Consider the following 15,854-nt stretch of genomic DNA (forward strand, 5'->3'; position numbering starts at 1 on the left):
AGAGGTGAAGGATAAGGCAACTGCCTTATTCAAACGAGTATGAACGGTCTTTATATAGGTTCTATGGGTATGATGAATTACATGCAGCGTATTAATGTTCATTCAAATAACGTTGCAAATGCTCAAACGACAGGATTTAAAGCAGAAAATATGACTTCTAAAGTATTTGATGTACAAGATACATATCGCCGAGGAGATGGTGCTGTAACAAATATCGGTTCGGTCGATTACGCTGTAGTACCAGCCGCAACGCATGTGAATTTAGTACAAGGAAATATACAAATGACAAATAGTGCTACAGATTTCTTTTTAGATGACGGTGCAAACGGTACAACATCATTTTTCGTTACATCTAAAAACGATGAAACGTTTTTAACGAGAGATGGTAGTTTTACAATAAATAGTGATCGTTACTTGCAAACATCATCTGGTGCCTATGTTATGGATGTAAATAATGAACGTGTTCGTATTCCAGAAGGAGCGAAGATCGCTGTACAAGCAGATGGTACATTATATGATGAGGGAACACAAAATAATATTGCTCGCCTGCAAACAAAAACAGTAGATGCAGAAGCGAATTCTCGTCTAATGCAAAGAGAGAACAAAAGCTTTACACTAGCAGAAGGAAACATTGCTGATTTACCGAACGGAACAGGATTAGTGAAAAATCATATGCTAGAAAATTCAAATGTAGATATGACGAAAGAGATGGCAGATCTTATGACGGATCAAAGAATGATTTCAGCATCACAACGCGTTATGACTTCATTTGATAAAATTTATGAAAAAGAAGCGAATGAAATATTGAGATAGGAGGCTCCTAATAAAGGAGTCTTTTATTAGTTTTAAATTTCAGAATTATCAATTGACTTTATAGAGCTTCTTTTTTATATTAGTAGGTATAACTATAACTACTAAAGAGGTGAGAGTATGACAACGGCATTATATTTAGAAGATGCATACAAAACGAGTTGCGAAACAGAAGTGATAAAAGTAGAAGAAAATAAAGTATTTGTAAAAGAAACAGTTTTTTATCCAACTGGTGGAGGGCAGGAATGTGATACGGGTGTCATTGTACAAGATGGGTCTGTATTTGAAGTTGAAAAAGTAAAGAAGGAGCAGGGAGAAATAGTTCACTATATAAAAGATGGAGCTCTAGTAAAATTAGGTCCAGTTAAATTAGAGGTTAATTGGGAAAGACGTCATAATTTAATGCGGCATCATTCTTTACTGCATCTTATCGGAGCTGTCGTTTATGAAAAGTATGGAGCTCTATGCACTGGAAATCAAATTTATCCTGACAAAGCACGTATCGATTTTAATGAGTTACAAGAGTTATCGAGCGTGGAAGTAGAAGAAATTGTTAAGGAAGTGAATAAACTTATTAAACAAAATAAAGAAATTTCTACTCGTTATATGAGCCGCGAAGAAGCAGAAAATGCTGTAGGAATGATTAAGACCGCAATAAACCTCCTGCCAACTACTATACAAGAAATCCGCATTGTTACAATTGAAAATTTAGACGAACAAGCTTGTGGAGGCACACATGTGAAAAATACGAGTGAAATAGGAACACTTGTTATTGATAAAGTAAAAAGTAAAGGTAAGCAAAATCGTCGCTTTGAAGTTAGAGCGATTTAGATTGTGAGGAGTACTAATGGATGAAATTATAAAAGAATTACAAAAGTTAGGTTTTTCCCAGTACGAATGTAAAGCGTATATTGGATTACTAAAACATTCCCCAGTAACTGGGTATGAAGTGAGTAAACAAACAGGAGTACCTCGTTCTATGATTTACGAGGTACTCGGTAAGTTAATGGATAAAGGAGCAGTACATATTGTACCTTCTGAACCAGTTAAATATGTACCAGTACCAGCTACTGAATTAATGAATCGAATGCGAAAAGACTTTGAAAAGTCCTTTGAATTTTTAGATGAGAAATTAAATGGTTTAGAACAAGAGCGACAAATAGATGTAATTTCGCATATTCGCTCAAATAATCGTGTTTTGAAGGAAATATGCAATATAATTAATAGAGCGAAGGAAGAGTTATGGATTTCTGTATGGGAAGATCAAGTGCATGAAATTGAACCATACATTCATCAAAAGGAAGAGGAAGGAGTACATATATTTTCAATCTTATTTGGCGCTCCAGAAACAAAAATAGGAGCGACGTTTCACCATAATTATATGACGCCTCACGTTGTTGAAAAGAGAATGGGTGGTCATTTAACTGTAATTGCGCGTGACGGAGAAGAAGTATTAATTGCGAACTTCTCAAATGATAGCACTTCATGGGCTGTTACAACGTATGACCCAGCTCTAGTTCTCGTTGCTACAGAGTATGTGCGGCACGATATTATGGTTGAAGAAATTACGAAGGAATTTGGAGCTGATAAGTTAGATACATTGTGGCGTGAAAATATAGATTTAGTTCATGTCGTAACAGGAAAACGAACTTTAGAAGAAATGGAGGATGATAGAGATGAGTAAAGCTCAGGCACATGTAGCTTTGCAAAGCGATGATACATTTCAGCAAGGAGTAAAAGATTGTTTACCAACTGTATTTGGTTATTTAAGCATCGGTATAGCAGCCGGTGTAATTGCAAAAACAGCAGGCTTCTCCATTATTGAAATTGCGTTTATGTCCACTTTAATTTATGCAGGTTCTGCTCAGTTTATATTAGCTGGTATGTATGCAGCTGGTGCTCCTGCTTCCGCAATTATTTTTACCGTATTTTTTGTTAATTTGCGCCACCTTCTTATGAGTGCTGCGCTTGCGCCGTACTTTACGAAACTGCCTCTATTTAAAAACTTACTAATCGGTTCGCAAATTACAGATGAAACGTTCGGTGTTGCAGTGCAGCATGCAGCGCAAAAAGGATATTTAGGTGAAAGATGGATGATTGGTCTTAACGTAACAGCGTATTTAAATTGGATTCTTGCTACTATTATCGGCGGGCTATTTGGTGAGTGGATACCAGATCCGCATACATATGGCATGGATTATGCATTACCAGCAATGTTTATCGGGTTATTTGTACTTCAGCTCATAAGTAGTAAACCGAAACTGGCAATTCATCTTACTGTTGCAATTGTAGCGATTATAATTGCGTACGTTTCACACTTATTTATGCCAGATAGTATAGCGGTTATTATCGCAACATTACTAGCTGCGACGATTGGAGTGGTGATTGAAAAATGGAAATGAGACTAGACGTATTATTACTTTTATTAGCAGCGGGAGCTGTCACACTCGTGCCACGTATTTTACCTCTACTCGTATTTAGCAAACTACAAATTCCAGACTGGGGTTTAAAATGGTTAAATTACATACCAATCGCGATATTAGCAGCACTTTTAGCGCAAGTTTTATTTATGCATGACACGATGCAGTGGGATTACTTGATTGCAGCAATTCCAACATTTCTTGTAGCGATATATACTCGTAGTTTATTAGGTACAGTATTAACTGGTGTGATTGTGATTATTTTGTTACGTTTCTTTTTCTAAAAAGGATTACGCTCATATAATAGCGAAAAGTGTAATAACATGAAAAATATAGGGGTGGTGTTATGATACTTTTAACGATAGGAGCAATTTTGTTAACGTTGTTTATTTTCTTTATTATCGGCTTTATTACGTTTATGATGTTTGTTGATAAGGCGACACCTCAAATATATTATACACCTTGTGAATCAGTGACAGTGAAAGCTAAAGGTAAACATAAAAGGAAGAAAAGTTGAATGCTGGCTTTTCTTCCTTTTATTTTATCTGATTTTTCTGTATAATTTAAGTTAGTTATCCAACTAACTTAAAAGGGGGCATAGAAATGGCAAAACCGAATGTTGTTAATAAAGAGAAGTTACTAAAAGCAGCAAAAGAAATTATTGCAGAGCATGGGATGGAAAAGTTGACATTAAAAGCAGTTGCAGAGAGTGCTCAAGTTACTCAAGGTACCGTATATTATCATTTTAAAACGAAAGATCAATTATTACTTGAAGTAACTGAATCGTTTTGTAAAGCGTCGTGGGAACAAATAGGAAAGGATGTACAGTTAGAAAAGGCTTTGCAGTCTGCCGAAAGTAGATGTGTGAAAGATTCAATGTATCATCATTTGTTTTTTCAATTAGTAGCTAGTGGATTACAAAATGATGCGATGAAAAATAAAATTGGTGGATTGTTACATTATGAAAACCAACAATTAACAAGAGTGTTAAATAAAAAAATAGGAGATACAACGACATCTCAAATTTCAACTGAAACGTGGAGCATTTTATGTAATGCATTAATTGATGGATTGGCATTGCAAGCCTTATTCAATCCATCTTTTTCTAGCGACAAAGTATATGGTGAGTTGCACCTGTTATTGGAAAAGTTCATAGAGCTACAAAAGGGAGGTAATGGTAGTGAATAATAAACTTTGGCTCACTATTTTATTTTCTATCGGCGTTTGGTTTTTTGCCTCAGCGTTCTTCATTATTTTCGGTTCTTCTGTTTTATTAGAATACACTTCAAATAGATTTCTTCTACAATTGACGTTTCTTGAATTAGCAACAGCGATAGCTTTATACTTTGTAATGTGGTTATATAAAAGACTGGATACTACAAAATATGCAGTTATTAAGTTAGGTATATGCGGTACAGCAACCGGTTTAATTTTAGATACTTACATTTTATATAATTCTTCTAATCTATTCTCACAATTCTCCTCACAGCAAATTATATCATTTACCATTTGGATGGTGATTGCTTACGCTCTTTATTTAATAATTCCTTTCGTTATGGAACGAAAAAAACTGTTATAAAGAGGAGTTTTATCCTCTTTATAACAGTCACATCCCTGAAAGAACTAACAACAATAACCCAAATAAAAAACTAATAAAGGAAAGAAAACCGATACATATGGAGAACACACGGTTGTTTCTCCATTCGCGCCAGAAAGTGATAAAACCTAATATACAAAAGAAAAACCAAATAGGCAGAAATAGGAACTTGCTAATTTTCTCGGGAAGTAACGCATAAAAAGTTGATAAATATAAAAATCCAATTTGTAAAAAATAAAATGCAAACGATAATAGATTGTAAGTAGGGACGTTTGGAAAACTCCCCCTTTTTTACAGTTGCTAAAATAATAGTTAGTACTGAGAAAAAGGCAATGAATATGAAAATAAGTAAGAGTAATGTAAGTGTCATTTACATCTCCTTTATAAGAGTGTTTTTTACAAGAAATGAATCTATTAAATTGTATGCTTGTTTTGTAGAGTGCCCGTTATATTTTTCAGTGTACGGATTTAGAAAACCATGTTCACCAGGTAGTTGCTGTATTTCTAATAAAGGGTTCTTTTGTTGCTGCAACGATTGAATGAAAGAGGGTACTGAAAAACTAGCTTCTTTTTCAGGGAATATAAGTAAGGTAGCACATGTTGGTTTCATATGAATATAGTCACGTATACGGGAACCGTAGCATCCGATAATAAAATCTATTTTCGGATTGTTACTACATAGCCATGAGATGGTAGCACCAACACTAAAGCCGATAAGTCCAATATGTGTGTAACGACTAGAAAGATGAGTAATGAATGTTTCAATTTGCTTTTTTCCATCTTCAAATCCAATATGATTCATAAAAAAATGATATGCTTTTTCTTCATCACTATAAGGAAATGCATGTTGCGATTGTAGCAGATTAGGACAGAATACATCTATATGAGATGAAGTGAAGTGATGGATAACGTGATGCATATGGTCGTTCATACCATATATTTCATGAACAACAACGAGAGCTAATTTTTTCTTCATCGTTATAAAGTACCTCTATGAAACTTAAATTCTTTCTCAACAAGGCAGATACGTAGGTGGAAGTTTTCATACCATTGCTCACGGCCTCTTTTTTTCGCTTCTTTATGTAAGACGTTCCGTTTCCAATTATCAATTGCCTCAAGTGATTCCCAATAAGAAATTGTGATTCCGAGCCCTGAATGATCTCGCACACTTTCTACATCTAGAAATCCAGGTTGCTGCTTTGCGAGTTCCTCCATTTTATCGGCAACTGTACTATAATCTGCTGTATCATTAGATAAATTGGAAGTGAATATAACTGCATAATAAGAATTGTTTTTTTCTACATTAGATGCCATTATTTTTCCCCCTTAATGTATAGTGTGAATAATTAATCCATAGTTTGTATTTTAGCAGGTCACAAAAAGAAAAGAAGTAGAAAATTCTTATTTTTTCAGCTTCTGTAAAATAGAAGATAGAGGAAATGTATAATAAGTAATCAAAAAAAAGAAAAATGCCACTTCAAAAAAATGAAGTGGCATTTCTTATATTTCCTCTAAGCTATTAACTGGAACTGTTAATTCGCGTCCTGGGTTTTTTACTTCATATATGCGGGCGGTTTCATTGCTCTCGTCGACGTGTTGAATCATAACAGGCATGCCTTGAAAACTAACATTCGCTTGCTCCGCTGACACAGAAAGCTCTTTTGCACGTTGAATATTCATTTATATTCCTCCCATCATTATTATCTTTGCTAAAAAAGAGGAATAATATACCATTTCGAGACATTCTTAAAGTTTTTGTATTATTTGTAATGTTTCTTTAATAAATGAAGTGAAGATCGAATCAGGATAGCTATCTATTGCTTGAACAGCTTCTTTTGCCTCTGTTAAGGCAGATTTTTTATCTTGAAGTTCTATATAGCAAAGGGCACGATAAGACCCAGCTGTTAATACCCACGATTGATCAAGTGGATGACTCATATAATCTGGTATGGTAGCGTGTTTTAATGTTTCCAAAGCTTCCTCGTAACGTTTTAAACCATACAGAGATTTTCCTTTTTCAAGATAATACAATCCATTGTCTTGAAAAATTGGTTCGTCTTTTAGTTTTTCGCGAAATTGTTCTAGATGTTCTAATGCGATTGTATATTCATTCGTAACAGTGTTGTAGTAATAAGCTTTTAATATATCTACATTTGCAGCGGATAAAGTATCTTCTGTAAAAATGGCAAATTGCTCCGATTTTTTTATGTAATATAAATATCGTTCTTTATCAGTTGTAATGATTTTTTGATAAGATAAAATACGGTAAAATTCATCTGTTTTATAATACACTTGATGTTTTTTTGAAAATGCAAGTGCATCTAAAATGACTTTTTCACATTTATCATAATTGCCGTATGCGAGTAAAATAATTGCTTCTTTTAAATATAATTGTATATGTGTAATCAAATCCATTTCTAAATTCTTCGTTTTATATTCATCGCGAACTTTGGTAATCAACTGTAAACATTCTTTATATTTTTTCCGTTTGTAGAGCATATAGTAAAACAGTAGTTTCGTTTCAGTACTTTCGCGATACAAAGTATATTTTTCAAATATAGAAACAGCTGTTTCAACGTAATATTCAATATTATAATCGTTCATAATAGCTGCTCCAGTTATGAACTGTTTATATAAACGTGCTGTATTTAAAGTAAGAGGTAGTTCTTTTTGAACGATAGGTAGCAGAGTCTCATATACTTCATCACATTTATTTGCTTTTATTAATGGCTCCATTTTTTGAATGAGTGCTACAATTTCTACATCATCTTCCTCTAATAAAAAACTCGTTTCACATCCAAGTTTTTCTGCAATATATTGTAATGTTTTCATAGAAGGTGTAGCTTTTCCATTTTCAATTTGACTAAGCATACTTTTTGTCAATTCTGAACCTGCTAGCTCAGTTTGTGTAAGTTTTTTTTCTTTACGTAATGCTTTAATTTTTTCTCCGAGAGTTGCCATATTGTAGCTCCTTTATAATCAAAAGTTAAATACCATTAAACTTTTTGTTGTAATAATTGGAAAGTTGATTATATAATAAGTTTAACACAATTTAACTTTTAAAGGGAGAGTGTCATAATGGAAGATGTAAGTATAGATCAAAATGATTCAAGAATGAAGATTGCAACGAGAAATATCATTTTAATGATGATTGGAAAAATGACGTCTTTATTAGGCACAGGTATTTATACGTTCGCAATGGGGTTATATGTATTAAAGACGACTGGTTCAGGGATGGGGTTTGCAACTACGCTCGTTTGCGGATCACTTCCAAGGATGATCTGTGGTCCGATTGCGGGTGCTGTAGCTGACCGTGTGAATCGAAAATGGCTTGTCATCGGTACTGATTTATTAAGTAGTTTAACGATGCTTATTATGTTTATTCTTGCGATTACTTTTGGGCCGTCACTTCTTTTTATTTATGTTTCAGCAGCATTATTATCAATTTGTGCAAGTTTTTATTCTGTAGCATTAACTTCTTCTATTCCGAGTTTAGTAGATGAGGGGCGTATTCAAAAAGCGAGTGCTTTAAATCAAACGGCAGCTTCTTTATCAAATATTTTAGGGCCGATTATTGGCGGAGTTGTATTTGGTTTCTTTTCCATTCAGTCGTTCTTTTTATTAAATAGTATTACGTTCTTTTTAGCGGTGATTTTGCAATTGTTTATCGTATTTGATTTATATAAAAAAGAAGTGGCTGAAAGAAAAGAACATTTCTTGACGAGTATAAAAGAAGGTTTTTCATATGTAAAACGACAACATGAAATATACGGTTTAATGAAAATAGCATTGTGGGTAAACTTTTTTGCTTGTGGGCTAACCGTTGCACTGCCATACATTATCATACGTACATTACATTTATCTTCAAAGCAACTCGGTACTGTAGAGGGAATGTTAGCGGTCGGGATGCTAATGGGTGCGATTACTTTATCAGTGCGTAAAGAAGTGAATAATCCGTTTCGTTCTATTTATACTGGACTGTTTTTGTTTGCAGGTTTAAGTTTATGTACAGTATTCCCGTTGTTAGTTACCATTCCAAAAGTAGCAAGTTTTATTTACTATATTGCTTTCATGATGTTAACTGGTATAGCAATTATGATTGTAAATATTCCGATGCAAGTACATATGCAAAAGACGACAGATCCGAGCTACTTAGGGCGTGTGTTTGGTCTACTTGAAACAATTGCGACTGCAATCGCACCGCTCGGTATGATTGTATATGGATTATTGTTAGACATGTTGCCAACTAGCATTGTTATGATGACAATAGGCGGAGGTTTATTGTTAGTTGTATTAGTTGGAGTAAGGCAACATATGGCGAAAAAACAAGTGAATGTGTCGGCTTAAAAACAAGAAAATAATAAAAATGACCAAATTAGTATTTTAGTTTTTGAAACTCTTTTTCATGTATGTTACAGTATAGTGAGCAGGTAAAGAAAAGGAGACAACAGCATGAAAAAATTAAGTTTTGTTATGCTTTTTCTGTTAGTCGTAATGGCTGGATGTAGTAATTATGACACATATATTGAAACAGGTATGCAATCATTGAAAGATGAAAAATATAGTGATGCAACAATGTGGTTTGAAAAAGCAGAAAAAGAGAAATCGGGAAATGAAGCGAAATCATATAAAGAAATGGCCGAGAAAATGGATCACGGAGCAACGGCATTAAAAGACGGTAAGTATTTAGAAGCGAAAGACATTGCAAATGAAGTGTTACAAATGAAAAAAGACGATGCACTTGAAACAGCTGTAACATCAAATGCAGAGAATATGCTTCAAAAAGCAAAAGATGTAGAAGAGAAAGTAAATGAAAGAGTAGCAAAGCGGAGAAAAGTAGAAGAAGAAGGAATTGATAAACTCATTAAAGCTGTAGATAGTATAGATGATGTGAAAGAAAAGGAGAAAAAAGTTTCAGAAGCATTAGATAAGGCTGAAGAAGCGCAAGCAAAAATTGAAGCGAAGAAAAATAAATAGAGTTATAGCTTAAAAGACTGTCGTGTAAAGCGACAGTCTTTTAATTTTTTGTTGCATAAGAAGTGATGTTATGTAGTAAAAAAGAAATAATTTTAGAATTCCACCTGTCCTCATGATGAATCGTATAAATGTTACGTTGAAATTCAAATTCAGGGATGGGTATGTAGCGTAGTTCATTTCGTTGTACTTCTTGTTCAATAGCAAGTTTAGAAATAAAGGTAACCCCATTACCGTATTTTAAAATTTGTTTCATCGTTTCTAATGAATCTAATTCAATTTCTGATTGGAATGTAATGTTATGAGCTAACATCCATTTTGTAAGTAAATCTCTCGTTGTAGATGGATTACGATGTAGTAATATGCGTTCCTTTTCGATATCTTGTAATGATACATTTTCTTTTTTTGAAAAATGATGTTCTTTGGAGAAAGCAAGAACAAGTGTATCAGGCATTACATTCGTCTGTTTTAAAAGTGATTCATCAAACGGTGCTGCTGAAATTACACCGAGATCAATTTCATGATTTTGTAGCATCGTTCGAATTTCAGGAGCTGTTTTTACCATGAGTGTTATTTTTATATTTGGAAATTCACATTGAAATTGATGAACAATTTCTGGTAAAAGATAAGTCGCTGGTACATAACTAGCTCCAATTGTTATAGCTCCTTTATGAAAATCTTTAAACTCTTGCGTGACTCGCCTAGCTTCTTTCATAAGCGCATCTATTTTACAAGCATAATGATGCAATGCCTCACCAGCCTCTGTTAAGAAATATCTTCCAGAACGTAATTCAAATAAAGGTACACCGAGTTCCTCTTCTAAGCTTTTTATATGGAATGTAATAGTAGGTTGTTTAACACCAAGCTGTTCTGCAACAATCGTGAGCTTTTTGTATTTCTTAATAAGCACTACAATTTCTAATTTTAAGAGATTCATGGCAAGTTGCCCCTTTTTCTTCTAACTATAGAAAAAATCTATAGAAATAAATAGTTTATTAGAAGTTTTTTAATTTAATCTTTACAGTACATTAACATTCAGTATAAATCTTCCATATAGAATGAAAGCAGGTTAAGAGTGAGGGGAGAGAGGTGAAACGATGGATATTAAAATTAGTGGATTAGAAAAATCATTTGGAAAAGTACAAGCGTTAAAGCCGTTACAAATTATGATGAAACAAGGTGAATTCACCACACTGTTAGGACCTTCGGGATGCGGGAAAACGACATTACTTAGAATGATTGCAGGACTGGAAGAACCAGATAAAGGTGAAATATATTTTGGAGATACGTGCATGTATTCTTCTTCTAAAAAAATAAAAACATCTCCTCATGAACGTAATATCGGTATGGTATTTCAAGATTTTGCTTTATGGCCACACATGACTGTATTTGAAAATGTTGCATTTGGTTTAAGAGCTACAAAGCAAACGAATCAATTACGGGAAAAAGTAGAAGAGGCAATAAAGCGAGTTCGCTTGCAAGGGATGGAGAAAAGATATCCGCATGAACTCTCTGGCGGACAGCAGCAACGTGTCGCATTTGCGAGAGCAATTGTAACGAAGCCACATTTCATTTTGTTTGATGAACCGCTCAGTGCACTCGATGCAATTTTGCGAGAAGAAATGCGGTTAGAGCTTATGGATATCGTTCATTCCATTGGTTTAACGGCATTGTATGTAACGCACGATCAAACAGAAGCTATGTCAATGTCAGACCAAATTATTGTCATGAAACAAGGAGAAGTATTACAAAAAGGAACACCAGAAGATATTTATGTGAAGCCATCTCATGAATTTGTTGCAAAATTTGTTGGTAAGGCAAATTGGCTTGTAGAGGGTAAACAAATGGTTCGTCCAGAGCATGTGAGCTGGACAAAAAATGAAGTGTGTGAAATGTATACAGGTGAAGTCCAGCACGTTACATATGTAGGAGAGCGTTATGAAGTGAAAGTAAATATGGGGACACTCGGAATATGGACAGCTTATCACAATAGTAAGATAAGCATCGGAAAGCCAGTATCGTTATATGTACCGAAAAAATGTATTCATCATATAGGAGGAGAATCGTATGAAGAAATTCAGTTCGCTTAAGTCGTTATTTGTATGTACTTTATTATTTTCTGCCGTAGTAACAGGGTGTAGTTCAAAGACAGGTAATGCAGATGCAAAAAGTAAAACTACGAATGAAAAGAAGATTGTTGTATATAGTGCAGGACCAAAAGGATTAGCAGAAAAAATTCAAAAGGACTTTGAAAAGAAAACGGGTATAAAAGTGGAAATGTTTCAAGGAACAACAGGTAAAATTTTAGCGAGAATGGAAGCCGAAAAGAAAAATCCAGTCGTTGACGTAGTCGTACTTGCATCTTTACCAGCGATGGAAGGATTAAAAAAAGATGGACAAACGTTAGCTTATAAAGAAGCGAAACAAGCTGATAAGCTTCGTTCTGAATGGTCGGATGATAAAGGACATTATTTTGGATATAGTGCTTCAGCGTTAGGAATTGTGTATAACACAAAAAATGTGAAGACAGCGCCTGAAGATTGGAGCGATATAACAAAAGGAGAATGGAAAGGGAAAGTGAATCTTCCAGATCCAGCACTTTCAGGTTCAGCTTTAGACTTTGTGACAGGATATGTGAAAAAGAATGGAAAAGATGGATGGAATTTATTTGAACAGCTTAAGAAAAATGAAGTTACAGTAGCAGGGGCAAACCAAGAAGCGTTAGATCCAGTTGTAACAGGAGCAAAAGATATGGTCATTGCGGGTGTTGATTATATGACGTACAGTGCAAAAGCAAAGGGTGAACCAGTTGATATTGTTTATCCAAAAAGCGGAACAGTTATTAGCCCACGTGCAGCAGGTATTATGAAGGATAGTAAAAATGTAAAAGGTGCAAAAGAGTTTATTGATTATTTATTATCAGATGATGTACAAAAACAAATTTCTAAAGCGTATTTATTACCCGGTAGAACAGATATAAAAGCGGAAAATAGACCAAATGTGGAAGAGATTCCAGTATTACATATTGATTGGAAAACAGTTGAGAAAGAACAAGATGAAATAGGAAAACAATTTAAGAAAGTATTTCAATAAGATGGTGATTACATGGTAAATCGATTTGGATCAGTAAGGCAAGTTGGGATGACGGTAGCGTTGTTACTTGTGGCGATGTTAATCGTCATTCCGCTTTTTCTCATTTTACTTTCTAGTGTATATGAAAATAGTAGTTGGAATTTTTTAAAGCCGTTTGAAGTGATGCAGAGTGGTGGATTAGCTGGGATTTTTCTGAATTCGATGCTTCTAGGTGTACTCGTAGTAATAGGGGCAACTATCTTTGCATTTCCACTAGCTTTCATTATGAGCAAAACAGATGTTGGAAAGCATAGCAAGTTAGATATTGTTTTTATGATTCCATTTATGACACCGCCGTATATTGGATCGATGGGCTGGATTTTGTTCATGCAACCGAACGGATATTTTGAACAGTTTTTTCCGATGCTAAAGACGGTTTCATCTTCGTTCTTTAGCTTAGGAGGTATGGTTTTAATTATGAGTCTGCATTTATTCCCATTTCTTTACTTCATGTTGAAGAATACATTACTTCAAATTGGGAGTAGTAAAGAAGAAGCGGCAGCAGTTCATGGTGGAAGCTTTTTCTATCGTTTAAGAAAAATAATATTACCGTTATTAGTATCAAGTTATGTAATGGGCGCTTTACTCATTTTCGTAAAGACGATTGCTGAATTTGGAACACCGGCTACATTTGGACGAAGAATCGGATTTCATGTGTTAACATCAGAGATTCATAAATTTATTTCGAGTTGGCCAATTGATTTTAGTAGTGCAACAGCATTATCTTCTTTATTACTTAGTGCATGTATGCTCATTTGGTATATGCAAAACGTATTAAATCGAAAGTATTCATATGCAATGGTTAGTGGAAAAGGTGTGAAATCTAAAAGGTACACTTTGTCTATATATGTGCGCGTTGTAGCATGGGTTTATGTAATTGGTTTATTAATCGTATCAATTGGAATCCCGTATTTTTCTATACTGATTGCTTCTTTGTCAAAATTAAGAGGCGGAGGCTTACAGTTACATAACTTTACAACGAGTCATTATGAAGCATTATTTACAATCGGATCTCCAGGATTAGAAGCTCTATGGAACAGTTTTCTTTTTTCACTTATAACAGCGATTATTGCTGTTATGATTGGCGTCTTTTTAGCACTTATGATTCGAAAGGGGAAAAAGTCCTCTGAAAAATGGCTGGATATGTGCGGTATGTTACCGAACATGGTACCAGGAATCGTAATGGTTGTAGGGCTTATTTTATTTTGGAATTCCCCCTATATGCCCCTGTCCATTTACAATACACCAGTCATGGTAATCGTAACGTACGTTGTTCTTTTTTTACCTTATACAGTGCAGTATGTAAAAGCATCGCTCGGGCAAATTGATGATTCTCTCGTGCAGGCAGGAAGTATTTTTTCTGGGAATTATATGTATATTTTTAGAAAAATAATATTCCCTCTTATTATCCCGGGTATTCTTGCCGGATGGGCGATGACATTTACAATCTCGATAAGGGAGTTAGTAGCATCGCTTCTCGTACTACCTCCATCGGTAGAAACGTCAGCAACATTTATTTTTGCTCAATTTGAACAAGGAGAAGTATCTATTGGAATGGCGATGGCTGTCGTTTCAGTTGGACTTACAACACTATGTTTATTACTTCTGCAGCATATGGAGCACAAACGAAAAGGGGTAGTATGATGAGGGTAGAAGTATGGGGAGGAGCGGGAGAATACGGTCGCTCCTGCTACTTCGTAAAAAATAAAGAGACAAAAATATTATTTGATTGTGGTATTAATCGGTCATATAAGGATAGTTATCCAAAAATAGAACGAGAAGTTGTACCGTTTTTAGATGCAGTATTTTTGTCACATATTCATGAAGATCATACGATGGGCTTACCTTTATTAGCGAAGTATGGATATAAGAAAAAAATATGGACAACTCGTTATACGAAGGAGCAACTCCCAGCTTACTATGAAAAATGGAGAAACTACAATTTGGCGCAAGGATGGCATGTACCTTATACCGACCAAAATGTGAAAGATTTAAATTATGTATATATTGATGAGATTAGCAATCCGAATGAATGGGTACAGATTACTCCTACATTGCGTTTTCAATGGGGGTATAGTGGGCATGTATTAGGAGCTGTTTGGTTTTTAGTGGATATGAGTCATACATATGTATTCTATTCTGGCGATTACTCAGCAGAGTCTAACATATTGCGAGCTAATTTACCTGAGAAGTTGCACGGCGATATAAAAGTCGCAATCGTAGATGCCGCTTATCATACTGATGATGTTTCGCAACATGAACGAATAAACGAACTATGTACAGAAATTGAACGCGCCGCCGGGAATAAAGGGATAACATTACTACCATTGCCCCCCCTTGGTAGGGCGCAAGATATCGTATTGTATTTATATAAAAAATATAAAGAACTCCCTATTATAGTAGATCAAGAAATTTTGGATGGATTTCAACAGATGTTCGCATATAAAGATTGGATCAAAAATAATGAAGAACTTGAAGAGCTAATGGAGAGTTTAAAAAGAAACATAATAGTTATGGATGATGACAGCGGTACGCAACATAGTTATGGAATAGTTGTAATGAGTGATGCGAATATGCAAACGAAGCGAGCGCAGTTATATTATGAACAACTTCGGCATGACGAACGAAATTCTATTATCTTTACTGGACATATTGCGAAAGGGAGTTTTGCAGAAAAAGTTTTGAAGGAACGTGTAGGTAAAGAATGTAGGGTGAAGCGAGTTCCATATAAAGTTCACCAAAGTATAAGAGATGTGAAAGAGATGTTAAATACATTATCACCAGAACATACGGTGTTAGTACACGCTTTGAAAGAGGATACGGATCGATTACAGAAAAAGCTTAGCACCGCAGGGTATGAAAATGTATATTCACTTACTATGGAACGAATAGAAGTCATTTGAAATGTAAAGGGGATAGGT

The 15,854-nt window shown here is 34.7% G+C and carries 19 protein-coding genes and 1 pseudogene; 14 read left to right on the top strand and 6 right to left on the bottom strand.

Going from position 1 to position 15,854, the window contains the following annotated elements:
* The first annotated feature begins 39 nt into the window (after window positions 1-39).
* The 8 genes from PDQ40_RS01565 to PDQ40_RS01600 all read left to right on the top strand — a co-directional run bounded on the left by PDQ40_RS01565 (window position 40) and on the right by PDQ40_RS01600 (window position 4,809).
* Window positions 40-813, top strand: coding sequence for a flagellar basal-body rod protein FlgG (locus tag PDQ40_RS01565; protein WP_001013945.1), 774 nt, complete (start codon window positions 40-42; stop codon window positions 811-813).
* 117 nt (window positions 814-930) lie between these two features.
* The gene (locus PDQ40_RS01570; protein ID WP_000205372.1) at window positions 931-1,641 is read left to right on the top strand and encodes an alanyl-tRNA editing protein; all 711 of its coding nucleotides are present in this window, start codon (window positions 931-933) and stop codon (window positions 1,639-1,641) included.
* Between the two features lie 16 nt (window positions 1,642-1,657).
* Complete coding sequence (locus PDQ40_RS01575; protein WP_000343374.1) at window positions 1,658-2,494, top strand: TrmB family transcriptional regulator; 837 nt, start codon at window positions 1,658-1,660, stop codon at window positions 2,492-2,494.
* Window positions 2,487-3,212 carry an AzlC family ABC transporter permease gene (locus PDQ40_RS01580; protein WP_016717083.1) on the top strand — a complete coding sequence of 242 codons (726 nt, stop codon included), beginning with the start codon at window positions 2,487-2,489 and terminating at the stop codon, window positions 3,210-3,212. Before PDQ40_RS01575 ends, PDQ40_RS01580 begins: the two co-directional genes overlap by 8 nt.
* Complete coding sequence (locus PDQ40_RS01585) at window positions 3,203-3,514, top strand: AzlD domain-containing protein (RefSeq protein WP_000425940.1); 312 nt, start codon at window positions 3,203-3,205, stop codon at window positions 3,512-3,514. The genes PDQ40_RS01580 and PDQ40_RS01585 overlap by 10 nt, the downstream gene beginning before the upstream one ends.
* A gap of 62 nt (window positions 3,515-3,576) precedes the next feature.
* On the top strand, window positions 3,577-3,747 hold the full coding sequence (locus PDQ40_RS01590; RefSeq protein ID WP_000602230.1) for a DUF3951 domain-containing protein: 171 nt from the start codon (window positions 3,577-3,579) through the stop codon (window positions 3,745-3,747).
* 86 nt (window positions 3,748-3,833) lie between these two features.
* On the top strand, window positions 3,834-4,418 hold the full coding sequence (locus PDQ40_RS01595; protein WP_071742652.1) for a TetR/AcrR family transcriptional regulator: 585 nt from the start codon (window positions 3,834-3,836) through the stop codon (window positions 4,416-4,418).
* The gene (locus PDQ40_RS01600) at window positions 4,411-4,809 is read left to right on the top strand and encodes a DUF5367 family protein (protein WP_270691199.1); all 399 of its coding nucleotides are present in this window, start codon (window positions 4,411-4,413) and stop codon (window positions 4,807-4,809) included. Before PDQ40_RS01595 ends, PDQ40_RS01600 begins: the two co-directional genes overlap by 8 nt.
* 27 nt (window positions 4,810-4,836) lie before the next feature.
* Here the strand turns inward: PDQ40_RS01600 and PDQ40_RS01605 are convergent.
* The 5 genes and pseudogenes from PDQ40_RS01605 to PDQ40_RS01625 form a co-directional block, all read right to left on the bottom strand.
* Window positions 4,837-5,197, bottom strand: a pseudogene (locus PDQ40_RS01605) (hypothetical protein).
* Window positions 5,198-5,803, bottom strand: coding sequence for a dienelactone hydrolase family protein (locus PDQ40_RS01610; RefSeq protein ID WP_270691200.1), 606 nt, complete (start codon window positions 5,801-5,803; stop codon window positions 5,198-5,200).
* Window positions 5,804-5,805: 2 nt separating this feature from the next.
* Window positions 5,806-6,141: an antibiotic biosynthesis monooxygenase family protein gene (locus PDQ40_RS01615; protein ID WP_074540154.1), complete on the bottom strand. Its 336-nt coding sequence runs from the start codon at window positions 6,139-6,141 to the stop codon at window positions 5,806-5,808.
* Window positions 6,142-6,327: 186 nt separating this feature from the next.
* Window positions 6,328-6,507, bottom strand: coding sequence for an H-type small acid-soluble spore protein (locus PDQ40_RS01620; protein WP_001025740.1), 180 nt, complete (start codon window positions 6,505-6,507; stop codon window positions 6,328-6,330).
* Between the two features lie 66 nt (window positions 6,508-6,573).
* A complete protein-coding gene (locus tag PDQ40_RS01625; protein ID WP_270691201.1) occupies window positions 6,574-7,788 on the bottom strand; it encodes a helix-turn-helix domain-containing protein in 1,215 nt (404 codons plus the stop codon).
* A 117-nt stretch (window positions 7,789-7,905) separates the two neighbouring features.
* Here PDQ40_RS01625 and PDQ40_RS01630 point away from each other — a divergent pair, with 117 nt between their 5' ends.
* Both PDQ40_RS01630 and PDQ40_RS01635 read left to right on the top strand, forming a co-directional pair.
* Complete coding sequence (locus tag PDQ40_RS01630; RefSeq protein WP_270691202.1) at window positions 7,906-9,174, top strand: MFS transporter; 1,269 nt, start codon at window positions 7,906-7,908, stop codon at window positions 9,172-9,174.
* 105 nt (window positions 9,175-9,279) lie between these two features.
* Complete coding sequence (locus PDQ40_RS01635; protein ID WP_000736430.1) at window positions 9,280-9,804, top strand: DUF4398 domain-containing protein; 525 nt, start codon at window positions 9,280-9,282, stop codon at window positions 9,802-9,804.
* Between the two features lie 40 nt (window positions 9,805-9,844).
* On the opposite strand, the gene PDQ40_RS01640 is transcribed toward PDQ40_RS01635, so the two are convergent.
* Window positions 9,845-10,738 carry a LysR family transcriptional regulator gene (locus PDQ40_RS01640; protein ID WP_095843060.1) on the bottom strand — a complete coding sequence of 298 codons (894 nt, stop codon included), beginning with the start codon at window positions 10,736-10,738 and terminating at the stop codon, window positions 9,845-9,847.
* Between the two features lie 160 nt (window positions 10,739-10,898).
* Here PDQ40_RS01640 and PDQ40_RS01645 point away from each other — a divergent pair, with 160 nt between their 5' ends.
* From PDQ40_RS01645 to PDQ40_RS01660, 4 genes are read left to right on the top strand one after another with little or no spacing between them, the layout of a single operon-like run.
* Window positions 10,899-11,891 carry an ABC transporter ATP-binding protein gene (locus PDQ40_RS01645; RefSeq protein ID WP_000351825.1) on the top strand — a complete coding sequence of 331 codons (993 nt, stop codon included), beginning with the start codon at window positions 10,899-10,901 and terminating at the stop codon, window positions 11,889-11,891.
* Window positions 11,869-12,894, top strand: a complete 1,026-nt coding sequence (locus tag PDQ40_RS01650; RefSeq protein WP_000714696.1) for an ABC transporter substrate-binding protein — start codon at window positions 11,869-11,871, stop codon at window positions 12,892-12,894. The genes PDQ40_RS01645 and PDQ40_RS01650 overlap by 23 nt, the downstream gene beginning before the upstream one ends.
* 12 nt (window positions 12,895-12,906) lie before the next feature.
* Window positions 12,907-14,577: an ABC transporter permease gene (locus PDQ40_RS01655; protein ID WP_270691203.1), complete on the top strand. Its 1,671-nt coding sequence runs from the start codon at window positions 12,907-12,909 to the stop codon at window positions 14,575-14,577.
* Window positions 14,574-15,836 carry an MBL fold metallo-hydrolase gene (locus PDQ40_RS01660; protein ID WP_033671937.1) on the top strand — a complete coding sequence of 421 codons (1,263 nt, stop codon included), beginning with the start codon at window positions 14,574-14,576 and terminating at the stop codon, window positions 15,834-15,836. The genes PDQ40_RS01655 and PDQ40_RS01660 overlap by 4 nt, the downstream gene beginning before the upstream one ends.
* Window positions 15,837-15,854 lie beyond the last annotated feature (18 nt).

It is taken from the genome of Bacillus cereus group sp. Bc061 (assembly GCF_027715825.1).
Classification (GTDB): domain Bacteria; phylum Bacillota; class Bacilli; order Bacillales; family Bacillaceae_G; genus Bacillus_A; species Bacillus_A paranthracis.